The organism is Bacillus sp. 2205SS5-2 (genome assembly GCF_037024155.1).
GTDB lineage: Bacteria > Bacillota > Bacilli > Bacillales > Bacillaceae_K > Bacillus_CI.
In genome coordinates this window covers 152,351-169,206 of record NZ_JAYKTS010000007.1, presented here as the reverse complement: position 1 = coordinate 169,206, position 16,856 = coordinate 152,351, and the positions used below count along the sequence as shown (strand labels likewise).

Here is a 16,856-nt window from a genome sequence, read left to right as displayed (position 1 = left end):
CGGTTTCGTAAACGGGGTTTTATCCACCAAAAAAGAGGCGACCTCAGACCTGCATTAACAGGATGAACAGTTTAATGCATCATTAAACCGCTAGACCCCATTTTCATTCATTGCGGTGTCTGACAGGACATGGGGTTTCGTATTCATTTTGCTATTGATCCATCCTTTGGGGTAAATATCTACTTTTGCAGATATTTCAGTCAAAAAATCACGAAAAGATGACCCGAAACCAATCTAGGTTACAGTTTTAAGACTAGTACAAAATGCAACAGTCTTTGTCAAAACAGCTTTTAAAAAGAAATAACAACCTATAAATAGGTTGTTATTTTTCATCTGAATAGATTGCATCTAATTCTCTTTCTTTCATCGATAATTCGCCAGCATGTATCTCTTCTAACGCTTTCCCTACGTATTTCTCAGAAACATAAGAAGTTAATTTTTCTTTCCCATCTTCTTGAAGGCTACGGGCTCGCTTCGCCGCAACACTGACCAAAGAGTATTTTGAATCAATTTTATTCATTAACGCATCAATAGAAGGATATAACATTTTTATTCCGCCTCCAACATTTTAATATATCTACCTTGTACACGCTCTCTACGACAATGTTCTGCAATAACGATACATTTAATTCTGTCCACGGCTTTTGTTACTTCGTCATTTTCTACAACATAATCGTATAGATCCATCATTTCTAATTCTTTTCGTGCTTCATTCATTCGATTGCGAATCAATTCTTCGCTTTCTGTTCCCCTTGTCACAATTCGATTTTCTAATTCAGATAGACTAGGCGGAGCTAAAAATATAAACAGTCCTTCAGGAAATTTGTCCCGAACTTGTTTGGCTCCTTGAACTTCAATCTCAAGAAACACATCTTTTCCCGAATCGAGTGTTTCGCGAACATAGTCAACAGGAGTTCCGTAAAAATTGCCCACATACTCCGCATATTCTAACAGCTTCTCTTGTGAAATTAGCCGTTCAAATTCTTCTCTTGATTTGAAGAAATAATCTACCCCATCCACTTCTCCTTCACGAGGAGCGCGAGTGGTCATTGAGATTGAGTATTCAAATTTGGTATCCTGTTCAGAAAAAACCGCTTTTCTAACCGTCCCTTTTCCCACTCCAGATGGACCTGAAAGAACGATTAATAACCCTTTTTCTTTCATTATTTACCCTGCCCTTCTTCTGCCATGTCTACTTTATCTGTTAAACGATGTGCTACGGTTTCAGGCTGAACGGCAGACAAGATGACATGATCACTATCTGTAATAATGACAGCTCGTGTTCTTCTTCCATATGTAGCATCAATCAACGCCCCACGGTCTCGTGCATCCTGTATTAATCTCTTAATCGGCGCAGATTCAGGACTAACAATTGAAACAATTCGATTTGCAGAAACAATATTCCCAAAGCCAATATTAATCAACTTAATAGACAATGTGCTCCTCCATTCAGGTCTAGTTTGACCTTGTCATTCTAATGTTAAACCCTCATTCAACATTCTGTACTTGTTCACGCATTTTTTCAATGATCGCTTTTGAATCTACTACTAGGGCAGACAATCCACCATCATTGCTTTTAGACCCCATTGTGTTCACTTCACGATTCATTTCCTGTAAAATGAAGTCTAATTTTCGTCCGATAGGTTCTTCACTCTTAACTGTATCAGAAAACTGTTTGATGTGATGGTGTAATCGAGAGATTTCTTCGGCGATATCCACTTTTTCAGCAAATAAAGCTACCTCTGATAAGATTCTACCTTCGTCTACCGTGCCATTAGTCAATTCTTGAAGTTTGGATTCTAATTTCTCTTTATATTGCGTAATCACTGTTGGCGCGAGATTTCTCACCTTCCCAAGAATAGCAGTGAAAGAAGATATGTAAGTACATAAATCTTGATATAGTGCGTCACCTTCTAATTTTCGCATAATATAGAGATTCTGCACTGCTTCTTTTGTGGCTTCTACCACAAGGCATTCAATTTCAGAATTTTCTTCCTCCACTTCTTGTATCACGAGGACTTCATCCTTCTCTAAAATATCACTCAATTGAATAGAAGTAGAAATACTAAGCTTTTCTTGAATTTCTTGAATGGCTTGCGTGTAGTCATTGAGCAAATCCCAATCTACTTTTATTTTCCGATGAACGAGAACATTTCCTTCAATTGAAATATAAACATCTATTTTGCCTCTTTTGATGTTTTGATTGATGGATTTCTTCAATTTATCTTCCATTTTCAGTAATTGTCTAGGCATACGAATATAACATTCATTATATCTGTGATTTACACTTTTCATCTCAACTGTCACTTTAGCATTATCAATGGATTTAACACTTCGTCCAAATCCAGTCATACTAACTACCATGAGGCTATCACATCCATTTCTGCATCTTCATTCAGTCAGTACAGTAGGGTATATGGCTCTCTACTCTTAGTACTAGAAGATAGACTTTATCAGAAAACCTCATAAGGTTTTTCTCCCTTATAATGGCTTCTTGTCAACAAAAAAGGTAATAGAGGTTACCTCTCTATTACCTTTTGAATTATAACATAATTTACTTCGCTTTACTTGCAAAAATTGTTCCTGCTAATAAAAATGTCGGTAATGAGCTTAATCCTAAAATTAAGAGCCAATCTTTCAATGATATTGAAACCGTATGGAAGATGGGCTGGAGTGCAGGTGAGTAAATGACAATGATCATTAGAGCAAGGGAGGAAAAAACCGCCCAGACAAGATACTTATTTCCGAAAGGGTTCCTTGCTAGAACAGACCGTTCGCTTCTACAATCAAAAACATGAATCAATTGTGCCATTACTAAAGTAGCAAACGCAACTGTCTGAGCGTAGGGAAGGTTATTCGGGTGCTGATTGTACGACAAAATAAAAGCAAATAAGGTGACTGTTCCAATTAAGAAGCCACGCGAGACCACTTTCCAGCCTAGGCCTCGGGCAAACACTCCTTCTCTGGGGTGTCGTGGTTTCTGTTTCATTACATTTTCCTCCGGCTTATCCAGACCTAGTGCCATCGCTGGTAGTCCATCTGTAACAAGGTTAACCCAAAGGATTTGAATGGGAACTAGTGGTAATGGCAGGGCTAATAACATAGCAAACAGCATAACAAGAATTTCTCCAACATTTGAAGCGAGCAAATAGCGGATAAACTTACGGATATTTTCATAGATGTTTCGACCTTCCCCTATAGCAGCTTTGATGGTGTTAAAATTATCATCCAATAACACCAGGGAAGAAGCTTCCTTTGCCACGTCTGTTCCGGTTATTCCCATAGCAATTCCAATATCTGCAGCTTTTATAGCAGGAGCATCATTGACTCCATCTCCAGTCATCGCAACAACATGTCCTCTATTTTGAAGAGCTTTCACTATTTTCAGTTTGTGTTCAGGTGAAACACGTGCAAAGACAGCCACATCATCTACGACCTCTTCTAACCCTTTAACATCCAGTAGTGAGAGGGCTTTTCCATCCAACACTTTTTCTTTCTCTTTTATTATCCCAAGCTGCTTGGCAATGGCTTTTGCGGTTAACACATGGTCCCCTGTTATCATTACAGTTTTGATTCCAGCATCACGACATTCCTTGACCGCTTGTTTTACTTCTGGACGAGGGGGATCCATCATGCCTTGAAGTCCAAGAAAGGTGAGCTCTTTTTCTACTTCATACTCTTTCACATAATTTTCTTTTGAATGTAATGCTTTATATCCTACCGCAATCGTTCTTAATGCTCCTTGAGCTAAATCTGTGATTGCTTTATTCACATAATTTGTATATTCACTATTTAAGTACTGATTTCGACCATTCCAGATAATCGATTCACTTTCATGTAAGAGAACATCTGGAGCACCTTTGGTAATAATATAGCGTTTCTCCTGTTCATCTCGTACAATGATGCTCATCATTTTTCGGCTGGAATCGAAAGGAAACTCTTTTTCGATAGTAAATTGGTTTGTAAGATTTGATTGATTTAATCCTGCTTTTAGGGCGGCAACAAGCATTGCTCCTTCAGTGGGGTCTCCGTCAATCGTGTACTCTTCATCTTTTGTTTGTAAATTGGCATGATTACATAGCATACCAAATGAAAGAAGTTTATGAAAAGAAGGGTGTTCTAATGGATAATACCGATTTTCCCCTTCATAAAAGCAACCTTCTGGATCATAACCTGTTCCAGAAATAGTTAAGGTTTGACCTCCGCTCCATAAATGTGTTACCGTCATTTTATTTTGAGTAAGCGTCCCGGTTTTATCTGAACAAATGACCGATGCACACCCAAGTGTTTCCACTGCAGGTAACTTTCGAACAATCGCCTTTTTCCGAATCATCCTTTGGACTCCAAGTGATAATGCTACAGTTACAATGGCCGGCAATCCTTCTGGTATTGCTGCAACAGCTAAGGAAACTCCCGCTAGAAACATTGTATACATGTCTTGACCTTGAAGTATCCCAACACTGACCACTAAGAGCGTTAACAATAAAGCGGCTGTTATTAAGATTTTTCCTAGTTGTTCTAATCTTCGTTGTAGAGGTGTTTCCATCGATTGAGCAGATTGTAATAGGTCTGCGATTTGTCCCATTGCTGTTTTCATGCCTATTGACGTCACCACACCTACTCCATGCCCTTTCGTTACCATCGTTCCCATGAAAGCCATATTTACCATATCACCTAAATCGACATGATCGACCTGAAGGGCTTCTGTTTGTTTTACCACAGGGACAGACTCACCGGTTAAAGCAGACTCCTCTATTTCAAGATTGATCGCCTGAATCAGTCGAACATCCGCTCCAATTCGGTCTCCACTCTGAAACTTAACGATATCACCAGGAACAACTTCTCGAGAAGGGATTTTTCTCCACTGATTATCTCGTAAAGCTAAAATTTGAGGGGATGACAATTGCTTGAGAGCCTGAAGGGATCTTTCTGCTTTACGTTCTTGATAAAACCCTAATATTCCATTTATAAAAACAATAGCAATAATCGCAATCGCATCAATGTATTCACCAAGCAAACCAGATATCAGCGTTGCACCAAGTAAGACTAAAACCATAAAATCTTTAAACTGACTTACAAAAAGTAAGAATAAAGATTGCTTTTCTCCCTCCGTTAATTCATTGAAGCCCACATTTTTTCTGATAGTCGATATTCTTTCAGATGACAAACCTTCGTTGTAGTTCGTAGCTAGTCCTTTTTCAATATCCCGTTTGTCCATTTCATGAAATTTCATTCACGATTTCACTCTCCTTTAGTCACGAAAGTTGTCCTTCTCATAGCAATCATATTCAGACTCGTCCCAAAAAATGATATGATTTAGAGAGGGAACGAAATCTATTCTGCTAGAATTAGGGCTTCACCCTAAAGCTGAAGGCAGGTATCAAATAAATTTGAAGTAAAGGATGTAGTTAAATGTCGTTTGATGGTTTATTTACAAAAGCGATGACAGAAGAACTCACTTCGATGTTAACTGGAGGGAGAATTAGTAAAATTCATCAACCTTATCAAAATGAAACAATTTTTGTTGTAAGAGCACAAGGTCAAAATCACCGTCTTCTCTTGTCAGCCCACCCTAATTATGCAAGAGTCCAATTGACGAAAGAAGCGTATGAAAATCCCAGCTCCCCACCCATGTTTTGCATGTTATTAAGAAAGCATTTGGAAGGATATACGATTGAAAAAATTCATCAACCCTCATTGGAAAGAATGATTATTTTTGAAGTTAGAGGAAGAAATGAAATTGGGGATGAATCAGTCAAACAAGTCATTGTCGAAATCATGGGGCGACACAGTAACATCATTTTAGTCGATAAAGAACGAAATATGATCTTAGATAGCATTAAGCATGTTTCATTTGCCGTTAACTCACACCGAGCCATTCTGCCAGGTCAACTTTATACATTTCCACCTGCACAAGAGAAGAATAGCCCATTAACCGTTTCGAGTGATGATTTATTATCTAAATTAGATTTTAATAGTGGCAAACTTGATAAACAATTAGTTCAGTCATTTGCTGGCGTCTCACCGCTCCTAGCAAAAGAAATCTTGCACAGAGCCGGTTTACCGAACCGGAACTCTTTGCCTACTGCTTTTATTAATGTCCTAGAATTATTAAAACAGAAACAATATTCTCCAACCATTACATATGGTCAAAAAGAGAATTTTCATTGCATTCCCCTCCTTCATTTAGAGGGTGAACAAGAGTCTTTTCCAACATTGAGTCTAATGCTTGACCGCTTCTTTTATCAAAAAGCCGAACGAGACCGAGTTAAACAACAAGGAAATGATCTTGAAAAATTCTTGAAAAATGAACGTGATAAAAACATAACCAAAATTAAAAAATTGGAAGAAACCCTTCAACTTGCCAATAACGCCAATGAATATCAGCTCAAAGGGGAGCTTTTAACCGCGAATCTCTTTTCAGTTTCAAAAGGAATGTCGTCTATTGAAGTCGTGAATTATTATGATGAGGACGCCAACACAATCACGGTTGAGTTAGACCCTTTAAAAAGCCCGAGTGATAATGCGCAACGGTATTTCACTAAGTATCAAAAAGCCAAAACAGCCATCGGCATCGTGGCCGATCAAATCGAAAAAGCAAAAGAAGAAATTGGTTATTTTGATTTGTTAGTTCAACAAATAGAAAGTGCTTCGCCTAAAGACATTGAAGAAATGCGAGAAGAATTAGTCGAAGAGGGTTATATCCGTCAAAAAACTTCGAAAAAAAAGAAACCAACAAACAAGAAGCCTCAGCTAGAAGAATACACCTCTTCTGATGGTGACTCTATCTTTGTCGGAAAAAACAATAAGCAAAATGAATATTTAACCACCCGATTTGCTCATAAAAGTGATATTTGGCTACACACAAAGGAAATTCCAGGATCACATGTTGTCATCAAGAACAGTGAACCTACAAAGAAAACATTAACAGAAGCAGCCATTCTCTCAGCATATTACAGTAAAAGCAGAGATTCTAGTTCCGTCCCAGTTGATTTTACACAAGTGAGACATGTCAAAAAACCGAATGGATCTAAACCTGGCTTCGTGATATACGACCAACAGCAAACTCTTTATGTCACACCTGAGATTGATATCGTTCGGAAATTAAAAAAATAAAAAAATGCGAGCATCTTAAATTAAGATGCTCGCATTTTTTTATGGATGTTTTTTAGAATATTGACTTTCTTTCAAAGTAACGTGAATTGTTTAAGATTTAGGTATTCATCACCACTGAATTTTCTAAATAGATAGTGTATCTTTCATATTTTCAGCGTTAGTATTGAAAGCTCTTTTCAAAAGGCTCATTTCGTATACAGCCTTATTGAATTAAGGTTTACTATTCAAAAGGAACTTTCCATTGATCAGGATTATCTTTCCATTCTGCTAAAGTCTTTTCCTCCACATCAGTAATCAGGTTTTTTTCGCGTGTAACTTGGATTAAAGAGGTAAAATCAGCCAATGAGTAGGAACAAATTTCATGTTTTTTCATGTTTTCTATGCCGCTTGTTAGTTCATATGAAAAAATGGCCACAACCCCCACTACCTCACAACCAGCTTCTCGTAAGGCTTGTACCGCATTCACAGCACTTCCCCCAGTTGAAATCAGGTCTTCTACCACCACTACTTTTTGTCCTTCCCTTACCATTCCTTCGATTTGTTTCCCTTTTCCATGTTGTTTAGCCTGTGAACGGACGTAACACATCGGTCGATTAAGTAGGTCACTGACCCATGCTGCATGAGGAATACCCGCAGTTGCTGTTCCTGCAATCACTTCTGTTTTAGGAAAATGTACGTCAATAAGTTCCGCAAGCCCTTTAGCAATCTCTCGGCGTAATTCAGGGTATGATAAGGTTAACCGGTTGTCACAATAGATAGGAGATTTTAGACCAGAAGACCACACAAACGGGTTATTGGGGCGCAAGGAAACCGCCCCGATATTTAATAATTTTTCTGCAAGAATTCTTTTCATTGACCTTTTCCCTCCCATTGTTCCAATATTTCCTGAAAAGCAGCTTGCGGATGATGAGCATTTGTTATACTGCGCCCAACCACAATCGAACTAGCTCCTAGCTTTCTAGCTTCAGAGGGGGAAGCAATCCGAACCTGATCTCCCAAATCATCCCTCCGCAAGCGTATACCTGGGGTAATAGTTAAAAAGTTATTTCTACAATTTTTTTGGATAAGAGGAACTTCACGACTGGAACAAACCACTCCATCTATCCCGGCATATTGAGCAAGATTAGCATAATGCGAAACCGAATCTTCCAAACTACAAACGATGTTTTGTTCCGATTGCATTTGCTGTTGGGATGTTGAGGTAAGCTGTGTGACCGCCACAATTATAGGCCGTTGAAGCGAAGAATCTGTTCCTTGATCTAATCCCTCCAGTGCTGACTCCATCATTTCCCTTCCACCAGCAGCATGTACATTGACCAGTTGAACCCCTAACCGAGCTAATCCTTTCATCGCTTTTTTTACTGTATTCGGAATGTCATGAAGCTTTAAATCTAAAAAGATTTTATGGTCTTGTTTTTGCAGCTCTTCAATGATCCTCGGCCCGTTTTGCAAATATAATTCCAACCCTACTTTAACAAAGAGTGGTCGATCAAACTTTTGCAAAAAATAATCAGTTTCTTCCCAATTTGGAAAATCAAGCGCGATGATAAGCTCTCGATTCATTATTCCAACTCCTTCCTTTTAAATCTAAAACATGGTCAACCCCAAGTGAAGCTAAGAGAGCTGGTAATTCCTCAATGATGGTTGGGCACACAAACGGGTCGACGAAATTGGCCGTTCCTACAGCAACCGCACTTGCCCCTGCAGAGATAAAGTCAATGACATCCTCCGCATTTTGAATACCCCCCATTCCGATGATAGGAATAGAAACGGATTGACTCACTTCATAAACCATGCGGATGGCCACTGGTTTAATTGCAGGACCTGATAACCCGCCGGTCCCGTTAGCGATGATTGGTTTTCCTGATAGTGGATCCAATCTCATCCCAATCAATGTATTGATCATCGAAAGCCCGTCTGCCCCTCCCTCTTCCACCGCTTTAGCCATATCAACGATGGAACTTACATTCGGCGAGAGTTTCACATACACAGGAACTGACGAAACAGCTTTCACTGCTTTCGTTAATTCTTTCGCAACCGTTGGGTCGGTTCCAAATGCAATCCCTCCTGTTTTAACATTTGGGCATGAAATATTTAACTCTAGAGCATGAACATTCGTTACACTTGAAATCGCATTCGCTACACTTACATATTCTTCAGTGGATGAACCTGCAATATTGGCGATAATTGGCACGTCATACTGCTTTAGCCATTGTAGCTCGTGAGTAATCACATGATCTAAACCGGGATTTTGAAGACCAATCGCATTTAACATACCTGAGGCGGTTTCTGCGACACGAGGAGTTGGATTTCCAAATCTCGCTTCCTCGGTCGTTGCTTTGATCATTAAAGCCCCTAAGCTGCTTAAATCATAAAACTGGCTGTATTCTCGTCCAAACCCAAAACATCCTGATGCAGGCATGATTGGATTCTTTAAACTTAAACCGGGTAAATCTACACCTAATGTCATAGCACTACCTCCCCGACCGAAAAGACCGGTCCATCACTACACACTTTCACATAACTTTTACCCTCTGGATCTTGCTGAAGATGGCATACGCAGGCAAAACAAGCTCCTACTCCGCAACCCATTCTTTCTTCTAAAGATAGAAAACCTTTTTTATCTCCCCACTCTGCTTCCATTGCTTTCAACATCAATTGAGGGCCGCACGCATAAAATTCATCAAAATCAAGCTTCATCTCCCGAATGCAATCCGTTACAAATCCTTGAAGGCCGAGACTTCCATCAATTGTAGCAACATAGGTAGGTCCTAATAAAGAGAATTCTTTCATATAAAAAGCAACTTCTTTACCTTGAAAACCAAGCACGTGAATCACATGATATCCTTTATTGACAAGCTGTTTTGAGAGTTCATAGAGGGGCGGCACCCCAACCCCCCCGCCCACAAGTAGGGCAGTTTTTCCCAATCCACTCGCACCTACTGGAAATCCATTTCCTAGAGGACCAAGAATATCAATCGTTTCTCCTGGTTTTTTCAAGGAAAGAAGAGTTGTTCCTCTTCCATCCGCCCGGTAAATGAGCGTACATTGCTTTTTCATGTAGTCAACGGCTGCGATGCTGATGGGCCGCCTTAAAAGTGGCTCAATATCTCCCACCTTCACATGAACAAATTGACCTGGTTGAGCGATTTCTTGGACGAGTTCACCTTCAAGAACCAATTCAAAAATATTCAGCGCAATTTCACCATGATGTATGATGGTCATCCATTCTTTTCTAATCACGTCAACACCACCTTGGTTCGATCCGTAAGAGCTAATGGATCCGCTGCAAAGGTAATAGATTCAATCACTTGCAAAATTGCTTCAGCAGTATCTAGCGAAGTGAGGCAAGGGATTCCGTTTTCCACTGACTCTCTCCGAATGCGAAATCCATCTCGAGCAGGCTGCTTCCCTTTGGTTAAAGTATTGATGACGAGTTGCGTTTGACCACTTTGTATCACATCTAATAACGTAGGACCACTTGCCCCGATTTTGTCGACTTCTTTCACTGCGATATTTTCTTGTTGGAGATAGCTTGCGGTCCCCTTGGTTGCTAGAATTTGATACCCGATATTCATAGAACGCCTAGCAAGACCGATCGCTTCATCTTTATCTTTATCAGCGACCGTCAATAAAACAGCTCCGTGGGTTTTAATTTCCATTCCGGCGGCTACCATGCCTTTATATAGGGCTTTCTCTAAAGTCGCATCTCTTCCCATGACTTCACCTGTCGATTTCATTTCTGGACCTAAAGTGATGTCTACTCTTCGTAATTTGGCGAATGAAAACACAGGCACTTTAACATACACACCCGTTTTTTCTTCAATAAGCCCTGAGGTATACCCCATCTCGAGAAGACGTTCTCCTAGAATGACTTTGGTGGCGATATTCGCCATTGGTACTCCTGTTATTTTACTTAAAAAGGGAACCGTTCGAGATGAACGTGGATTGACTTCTAACACGTACACCTCATTTTTTGAAATCACATATTGGATGTTTAATAGGCCGATAATGTTTAAACCCTTGGCGATCTTTGTCGTATATTGAACTATTTGTTCCTTCTGTTGAACCGTCAATTTTTGGGGCGGATACACCGCAATGGAATCTCCTGAGTGAACACCTGCCCGCTCAATATGCTCCATGATACCTGGAATGACGACTGTTTCTCCATCTGAAATGGCATCTACTTCAATTTCTTTCCCCATCAAATACCGGTCAATTAGCACGGGATGCTTGGGATTCACTTGGACGGCATGGGTCATGTATTGAAAAAGATCTTCTTCTTGATACACAATCTCCATCGCTCTTCCACCTAGCACATAAGAAGGCCTCACGAGCACAGGATAGCCGATTTTATTTGCAATGATAATAGCTTCATTTACGGAAAATGCCGTCTTCCCTTCTGGTTGAGGGATATTTAAGTGACCTAGTGTTTGTTCAAAAATATCTCTGTTCTCTGCAGCATCTAAATCCTCAAGTGCAGTGCCTAATATTTTGACTCCATTTCGGACTAATTCTTCCGCTAAATTGATCGCAGTTTGTCCACCAAATTGAACCACTACCCCTTTGGGTTTTTCAAGATCGACAATATGCATTACATCTTCGATCGTTAAGGGCTCAAAATATAATTTGTCAGAAATACTAAAGTCCGTTGAAACCGTCTCGGGATTATTATTTATGATGATAGCCTCATACCCTGCCTCTTTGATTGCCCATACTGAATGTACCGTAGCATAGTCAAATTCAATTCCTTGACCAATTCGAATGGGTCCGGACCCTAGCACTATGACGCTTTCTTTGTTCGTGACGATCGATTCATTCTCTTGTTCGTAAGTTCCGTAGAAATAAGGGGTTTCGGACTCAAATTCGGCTGCACACGTATCGACCATTTTAAAAACAGGAACGATATCTTGTTGCTTTCGCCAAGCGCAAACATCATTCTCTGTGACTTGCCAAAGTGAGGCAATCGTTTTATCAGAAAAACCTAATCGCTTTGCTTCGTAGGCAGTGTCACGAGAGAAGACGTTTTTACTAATCTTGTCCTCAAAATCAATAATCCCCTTCAGTTTCCGTAAAAAGAACAAATCAATCTGACTCCAATCGTGAACCTCTTCGATCGTTTTTCCTCTTCTTAACGCTTCGCCAATATAGAACAATCGTTCATCTCCCGCTTTACGAATCCGCTTTTTAATTAGTGCATCTTCAAATTCATGAGCCTTTTCTAGTTCTAAATGATAAACATTGCTTTCGAGTGAGCGAATCGCTTTGAGCAATGATTCTTCAAATGATCGACCAATCGCCATTACTTCTCCTGTTGCTTTCATTTGTGTCCCTAAATGACGTTGAGCCGATTCAAATTTATCAAAGGGCCAACGCGGAACCTTTGTGACAACATAATCCAAAGCTGGTTCAAAACAAGCATACGTTTTACCTGTTACCGGGTTTTCCATTTCATCTAATGTTAGCCCGATCGCAATCTTTGCTGCTAATTTAGCTATTGGATACCCCGTCGCCTTAGAGGCTAGTGCTGAGGACCTACTTACGCGTGGGTTCACTTCAATAATGTAGTATTGGTAGGAATGCGGGTCCAGTGCCAGCTGTACATTGCAGCCCCCTTCAATGCCGAGTGCACGAATAATTTTTAACGAAGTGTTTCTTAACATTTGATATTCTCGATCAGAGAGCGTTTGAGACGGGGCAACGACAATCGAGTCACCGGTATGTATGCCCACCGGATCAACGTTTTCCATATTACAAACTACAATGGAATGATCACTTCCATCTCTCATCACTTCGTATTCAATTTCTTTATATCCAGCAATGCTCTTTTCAACTAAACATTGTGAAACGGGGCTATATTTTAAGCCAGAAGATATGATGTCAATGAGCTCATTTTCATGATGACAGATGCCTCCTCCCGTACCGCCTAGTGTGTAGGCAGGTCTCACAATAACAGGAAATCCTATCTGCGAAACAAATGCCAAAGCTTCATCTAAATTATGAACAATTTCACTATCTGGAACGGGTTCACCTAACTCATTCATTAATTGCCGAAAGAGGTCACGATCTTCAGCTTGTTGAATTGCTGTCAGCTTCGTTCCGAGAATTTCCACTGAACATTCTTCGAGCACGCCTGCTTGAGCAAGCTCCACAGCTAGATTGAGTCCCGTTTGACCACCAAGAGTTGGGAGAATGGCATCAGGTCGCTCTTTTCGAATGATCCTACTCACAAACTCTAGGGTTAAGGGTTCAATATAAACTTTGTCTGCCATTTCAGCATCTGTCATGATCGTTGCAGGGTTTGAGTTCACTAGAATCACGCGATATCCTTCTTCTCTTAAGGCAATACAAGCTTGAGTTCCCGCATAATCAAACTCAGCTGCCTGACCTATGATAATGGGACCAGAACCTATTACTAAAATCGTTTGAATGTCTGTTCGTTTAGGCATGTTGAGTCTCCTTTCTTACTTGCTCCATTAGGTGGATAAAGTCATCAAATAATTTATTCGCATCTTCTGGACCGGGCGAAGCTTCAGGGTGATACTGCACAGTAAATGCTTGTGCATCTTTATGTCTAAGTCCTTCCACGGTTCCATCATTGAGTGCCAGATGCGTCACTTCTAGAAGTGTGTTGGATAACGATTCTTTTTTGACAGCGTATCCATGGTTTTGTGAAGTAATGGCCACTTTTCCATTTGATAATTCTTTGACAGGGTGATTCGATCCTCGGTGCCCGAAAGTCATCTTAAACGTGTCTGCACCGTTTGCAAGAGCAAACAACTGGTGCCCTAAACAAATACCGAACAGAGGTACTTTCCCCATAATTTTCTCAATCATCTCAATCGCTTCTGGAACATCTTTTGGGTCTCCCGGACCATTTGATAGCATCACACCATCTGGCTTTAATGCTGTGATCACCTCCGCTGTTGTATTATACGGCACCACTATGACATCACAGTTTCGTTTATTCAATTCTCTTAATATGCCGTGCTTCATTCCAAAATCCACTAACACCACTCTCTTCCCTCTTCCTGGACTAGCGTAAGAAGTTCTAGTAGATACTCTTTTCACCTGGTCTCTAGGGAGAGTAGTGGCTCGGAGCTTTTCTAATAAGCTTACCCTGTCTACCTCAGCAGAACAGATTAGGCCTTTGATTGTACCTTGTTGCCGAATTTTTCTCGTTAGCATTCTCGTGTCAATTCCAGAAATTCCTGGGATGTTTTTTTGCTTAAGAAGATGATGTAAACTCTCTTCACTTCGCCAATTTGACGGATCATCCATCTTTTCACGAACGACAACTCCTTTAATGGCTGGATGAAAACTTTCGAAGTCATCTCGGTTGATTCCATAATTTCCAATTAAAGGGTAGGTAAACGTAATGATTTGATCACAATACGATAGATCGGATAATATCTCTTGATAGCCCGTCATCCCCGTATTAAAGACCACTTCACCTACCGATTCACAATCTCCTCCAAATCCTTCTCCTATAAAAGTAGTTCCATCTTCTAAAAGTAACTGTCGTTTCATGCTAGCTCATCCTTCCATACTAAATTTCCATTACTCCAAGTCGCGACAGGCCAACCTTGACAAGAAATACCGGTAAATGGAGTGTTTTTTCCTTTTGAAACAAATTTGGTTGGATCAACCTTTTTTTCTGTTTCAAGGTCGATGAGGGTGAAATCAGCGATTCCTCCTACCTCTATCGTTCCATAGGGTAACTTAAACGCCTCCGCCGGTCGCACAGTTAACCAGTCAACAAGCTGTTTTAAGGTGAAAATTCCTCTCTTCACAAAAGAGGTATATAAAAGAGGAAAAGCCGTTTCGAGACCGACAATGCCAAACGGACCTAATAATATTCCTTCCTTTTTCTCTCCTTCAGTATGTGGTGCATGATCCGTGGCGATAAAATCAATCGTCCCATCTAAAATCCCTTCTATCAGTGCCTCTTGGTCTCCCTTGCTTCTGAGAGGTGGATTCATTTTATAGTTGGCATCATCTCCAGGAATGTCTTCTTCTGACAATAATAGATGATGAGGGGTTACTTCTGCACTAACTGGAATACCCGCTTTTTTGGCATCACGGACCACCCGCACAGAAGCTTTAGTCGATATATGACAGACATGATAATGACATCCAGTCGCTTCGGCTAACAACACATCTCTAGCTATCTGAACCGACTCACATACTGAGGGAATTCCGGGAATTCCTGTTCTAGTAGAAAATTTCCCTTCATGAACGGCCCCGGCATGAATAAGCGTATTTTCTTCACAATGAGCAACGATGCTTGCCGATACACTTGCGGCTTGTGTCATAGCTTGCAACATAAGGTTGGCATCTTGGACCCCGACTCCATCATCTGTAAAAGCAAACGCTCCTCTATTTTTTAGTGCTGAAAAATCAGTAAGGCTAACTCCTAGTTGCCGTTCAGTAATTGCAGCATAAGGCAGGACTCGGATGTGGGCATCTTCGTTAATTTTCTTTTGAAGACTCTCAAGATGTTCAACACTATCAGGAACAGGCCTGGTATTCGGCATTGCAGCGATCGTCGTAAATCCGCCTTTGGCAGCCGCCAACGTCCCTGTCTGAATGGTTTCTTTCTTTTCTCCGCCTGGTTCACGCAAATGAACATGTAAATCCACAAATCCTGGAGATAGTAGTCGACCTCTTGCCTCCCATATTTGCTCTTCTTCTGGAATTAAATCGGGACCAATTTCTTTAATGACCCCATTTTCGATTCTCAGATTTGTAGGGATGGTTTCATTCTGTTTATTCACTAAGGTAGCGTTTTGGATAAACCAGTTCATTTCATTTCCCCTCTCGCTTCTAACGCTCTTTTTAAGACAGCCATTCTCACATAAACACCATTTTCCATTTGCGGAAAAATTCTTGATCGATCACATTCTACAAGTGAATCTGCTAATTCTACACCGCGGTTAACCGGTGCAGGATGCATAATAATACTTCCTGGTTTCATTTGTTGTTCTCTTTCCACTGTTAAGCCGTAACGAGCATGATACTCTTCTTTGGAAAGAGAAGCAGTTCCGATATGGCGCTCATGCTGAATGCGTAGAAGCATAACAACATCAGACTCTCGTGTAGCCTGGTCAAGTGGAATAAAGTGACCATATTGAGAAAACTCATCTTGAAACCATTCAGGTGGTCCTGAGAACGTAACGGAGGCTCCAAGTTTTGTTAGTGCTTCAGCATTTGATCGGGCCACTCGACTATGTGCAATATCACCGATAATAGACACTTTTACCTTCTCAAATGTTCCAAACTCTTCTTGAATCGTAAGTAAATCGAGTAAACACTGCGTTGGATGATTTCCACATCCATCTCCTCCGTTTAATATCGGAATATTAATTCCTTGCAGATCCTCAAAATAACGATCCTGACCATGTCGAATCACTACCGCGTTGACACCGATGGCCTCTAATGTCTTGACTGTATCATAGAGTGTTTCACCTTTTGCGACAGAAGATGTTCCTGTTTCAAACGAGAGGACTTTTAAATTCAAGCGTTGTTCGGCCATTTCGAAACTACACTTCGTTCTTGTGCTCGCTTCAAAAAACAAATTTGCTACATATGTTTCCTGATTTAGCGCCCATTTTCCCCCTTGTTTAAAATGTTCCGCATCCGCTAATATTTCTTCAATTTCTTCTACAGTTAGATCTTTCATTGTTAATAATGAAGTCACTGTTTCTCCTCCTCTTTCATCACACTTTTCTTATAAACCT

Annotated in this window: 14 protein-coding genes; 1 reads left to right on the top strand and 13 read right to left on the bottom strand. The window is 40.4% G+C overall.

The window, feature by feature from the left end:
- Positions 1 to 322: 322 nt before the first annotated feature.
- The 5 genes from rpoZ to U8D43_RS07475 all read right to left on the bottom strand — a co-directional run bounded on the left by rpoZ (position 323) and on the right by U8D43_RS07475 (position 5,233).
- Complete coding sequence (gene rpoZ / locus U8D43_RS07495) at positions 323 to 547, bottom strand: DNA-directed RNA polymerase subunit omega (RefSeq protein WP_335870559.1); 225 nt, start codon at positions 545 to 547, stop codon at positions 323 to 325.
- Between the two features lie 2 nt (positions 548 to 549).
- Positions 550 to 1,164 carry a guanylate kinase gene (gene gmk, locus U8D43_RS07490; RefSeq protein WP_335870558.1) on the bottom strand — a complete coding sequence of 205 codons (615 nt, stop codon included), beginning with the start codon at positions 1,162 to 1,164 and terminating at the stop codon, positions 550 to 552.
- A complete protein-coding gene (remA, locus tag U8D43_RS07485) occupies positions 1,164 to 1,436 on the bottom strand; it encodes an extracellular matrix/biofilm regulator RemA (protein ID WP_335870557.1) in 273 nt (90 codons plus the stop codon). The genes gmk and remA overlap by 1 nt, the downstream gene beginning before the upstream one ends.
- A gap of 52 nt (positions 1,437 to 1,488) precedes the next feature.
- Positions 1,489 to 2,364: a YicC/YloC family endoribonuclease gene (locus U8D43_RS07480; RefSeq protein WP_335870556.1), complete on the bottom strand. Its 876-nt coding sequence runs from the start codon at positions 2,362 to 2,364 to the stop codon at positions 1,489 to 1,491.
- 190 nt (positions 2,365 to 2,554) lie between these two features.
- Positions 2,555 to 5,233 carry a calcium-translocating P-type ATPase, SERCA-type gene (locus U8D43_RS07475; RefSeq protein WP_335870555.1) on the bottom strand — a complete coding sequence of 893 codons (2,679 nt, stop codon included), beginning with the start codon at positions 5,231 to 5,233 and terminating at the stop codon, positions 2,555 to 2,557.
- 179 nt (positions 5,234 to 5,412) lie between these two features.
- Here U8D43_RS07475 and U8D43_RS07470 point away from each other — a divergent pair, with 179 nt between their 5' ends.
- The gene (locus U8D43_RS07470; RefSeq protein ID WP_335870554.1) at positions 5,413 to 7,116 is read left to right on the top strand and encodes an Rqc2 family fibronectin-binding protein; all 1,704 of its coding nucleotides are present in this window, start codon (positions 5,413 to 5,415) and stop codon (positions 7,114 to 7,116) included.
- Positions 7,117 to 7,336: 220 nt separating this feature from the next.
- Here the strand turns inward: U8D43_RS07470 and pyrE are convergent, their stop codons facing one another.
- The 8 genes from pyrE to U8D43_RS07430 are packed head-to-tail and all read right to left on the bottom strand — an operon-like array spanning position 7,337 to position 16,816.
- A complete protein-coding gene (pyrE, locus tag U8D43_RS07465) occupies positions 7,337 to 7,969 on the bottom strand; it encodes an orotate phosphoribosyltransferase (protein ID WP_335870553.1) in 633 nt (210 codons plus the stop codon).
- Positions 7,966 to 8,679, bottom strand: a complete 714-nt coding sequence (pyrF, locus tag U8D43_RS07460; protein WP_335870552.1) for an orotidine-5'-phosphate decarboxylase — start codon at positions 8,677 to 8,679, stop codon at positions 7,966 to 7,968. Before pyrF ends, pyrE begins: the two co-directional genes overlap by 4 nt.
- A complete protein-coding gene (locus tag U8D43_RS07455; RefSeq protein ID WP_335870551.1) occupies positions 8,651 to 9,586 on the bottom strand; it encodes a dihydroorotate dehydrogenase in 936 nt (311 codons plus the stop codon). Before U8D43_RS07455 ends, pyrF begins: the two co-directional genes overlap by 29 nt.
- The gene (locus U8D43_RS07450; protein ID WP_335870550.1) at positions 9,583 to 10,359 is read right to left on the bottom strand and encodes a dihydroorotate dehydrogenase electron transfer subunit; all 777 of its coding nucleotides are present in this window, start codon (positions 10,357 to 10,359) and stop codon (positions 9,583 to 9,585) included. Before U8D43_RS07450 ends, U8D43_RS07455 begins: the two co-directional genes overlap by 4 nt.
- Positions 10,356 to 13,565, bottom strand: coding sequence for a carbamoyl-phosphate synthase large subunit (gene carB, locus U8D43_RS07445; RefSeq protein ID WP_335870549.1), 3,210 nt, complete (start codon positions 13,563 to 13,565; stop codon positions 10,356 to 10,358). The genes U8D43_RS07450 and carB overlap by 4 nt, the downstream gene beginning before the upstream one ends.
- On the bottom strand, positions 13,558 to 14,646 hold the full coding sequence (locus tag U8D43_RS07440) for a carbamoyl phosphate synthase small subunit (protein ID WP_335870548.1): 1,089 nt from the start codon (positions 14,644 to 14,646) through the stop codon (positions 13,558 to 13,560). Before U8D43_RS07440 ends, carB begins: the two co-directional genes overlap by 8 nt.
- Positions 14,643 to 15,923 (bottom strand): dihydroorotase, encoded by a 1,281-nt coding sequence (gene pyrC, locus U8D43_RS07435; protein WP_335870547.1) that lies wholly within the window; start codon positions 15,921 to 15,923, stop codon positions 14,643 to 14,645. Before pyrC ends, U8D43_RS07440 begins: the two co-directional genes overlap by 4 nt.
- Entirely contained in the window at positions 15,920 to 16,816 is an 897-nt protein-coding gene (locus U8D43_RS07430) for an aspartate carbamoyltransferase catalytic subunit (protein WP_335870546.1), read from the bottom strand. The genes pyrC and U8D43_RS07430 overlap by 4 nt, the downstream gene beginning before the upstream one ends.
- Positions 16,817 to 16,856: the final 40 nt, after the last annotated feature.

What these genes read in the sequence shown, in the direction of transcription:
- rpoZ (WP_335870559.1), bottom strand. Translation starts at nt 547, where the DNA reads ATGTTATATCCTTCTATTGATGCGTTAATGAATAAAATTGATTCAAAA.
- gmk (WP_335870558.1), bottom strand. Translation starts at nt 1,164, where the DNA reads ATGAAAGAAAAAGGGTTATTAATCGTTCTTTCAGGTCCATCTGGAGTG.
- U8D43_RS07475 (WP_335870555.1), bottom strand. Translation starts at nt 5,233, where the DNA reads ATGAAATTTCATGAAATGGACAAACGGGATATTGAAAAAGGACTAGCT.
- pyrE (WP_335870553.1), bottom strand. Translation starts at nt 7,969, where the DNA reads ATGAAAAGAATTCTTGCAGAAAAATTATTAAATATCGGGGCGGTTTCC.
- U8D43_RS07480 (WP_335870556.1), bottom strand. Translation starts at nt 2,364, where the DNA reads ATGGTAGTTAGTATGACTGGATTTGGACGAAGTGTTAAATCCATTGAT.
- pyrC (WP_335870547.1), bottom strand. Translation starts at nt 15,923, where the DNA reads ATGAACTGGTTTATCCAAAACGCTACCTTAGTGAATAAACAGAATGAA.
- U8D43_RS07455 (WP_335870551.1), bottom strand. Translation starts at nt 9,586, where the DNA reads ATGACATTAGGTGTAGATTTACCCGGTTTAAGTTTAAAGAATCCAATC.
- carB (WP_335870549.1), bottom strand. Translation starts at nt 13,565, where the DNA reads ATGCCTAAACGAACAGACATTCAAACGATTTTAGTAATAGGTTCTGGT.
- U8D43_RS07440 (WP_335870548.1), bottom strand. Translation starts at nt 14,646, where the DNA reads ATGAAACGACAGTTACTTTTAGAAGATGGAACTACTTTTATAGGAGAA.
- U8D43_RS07470 (WP_335870554.1), top strand. Translation starts at nt 5,413, where the DNA reads ATGTCGTTTGATGGTTTATTTACAAAAGCGATGACAGAAGAACTCACT.
- pyrF (WP_335870552.1), bottom strand. Translation starts at nt 8,679, where the DNA reads ATGAATCGAGAGCTTATCATCGCGCTTGATTTTCCAAATTGGGAAGAA.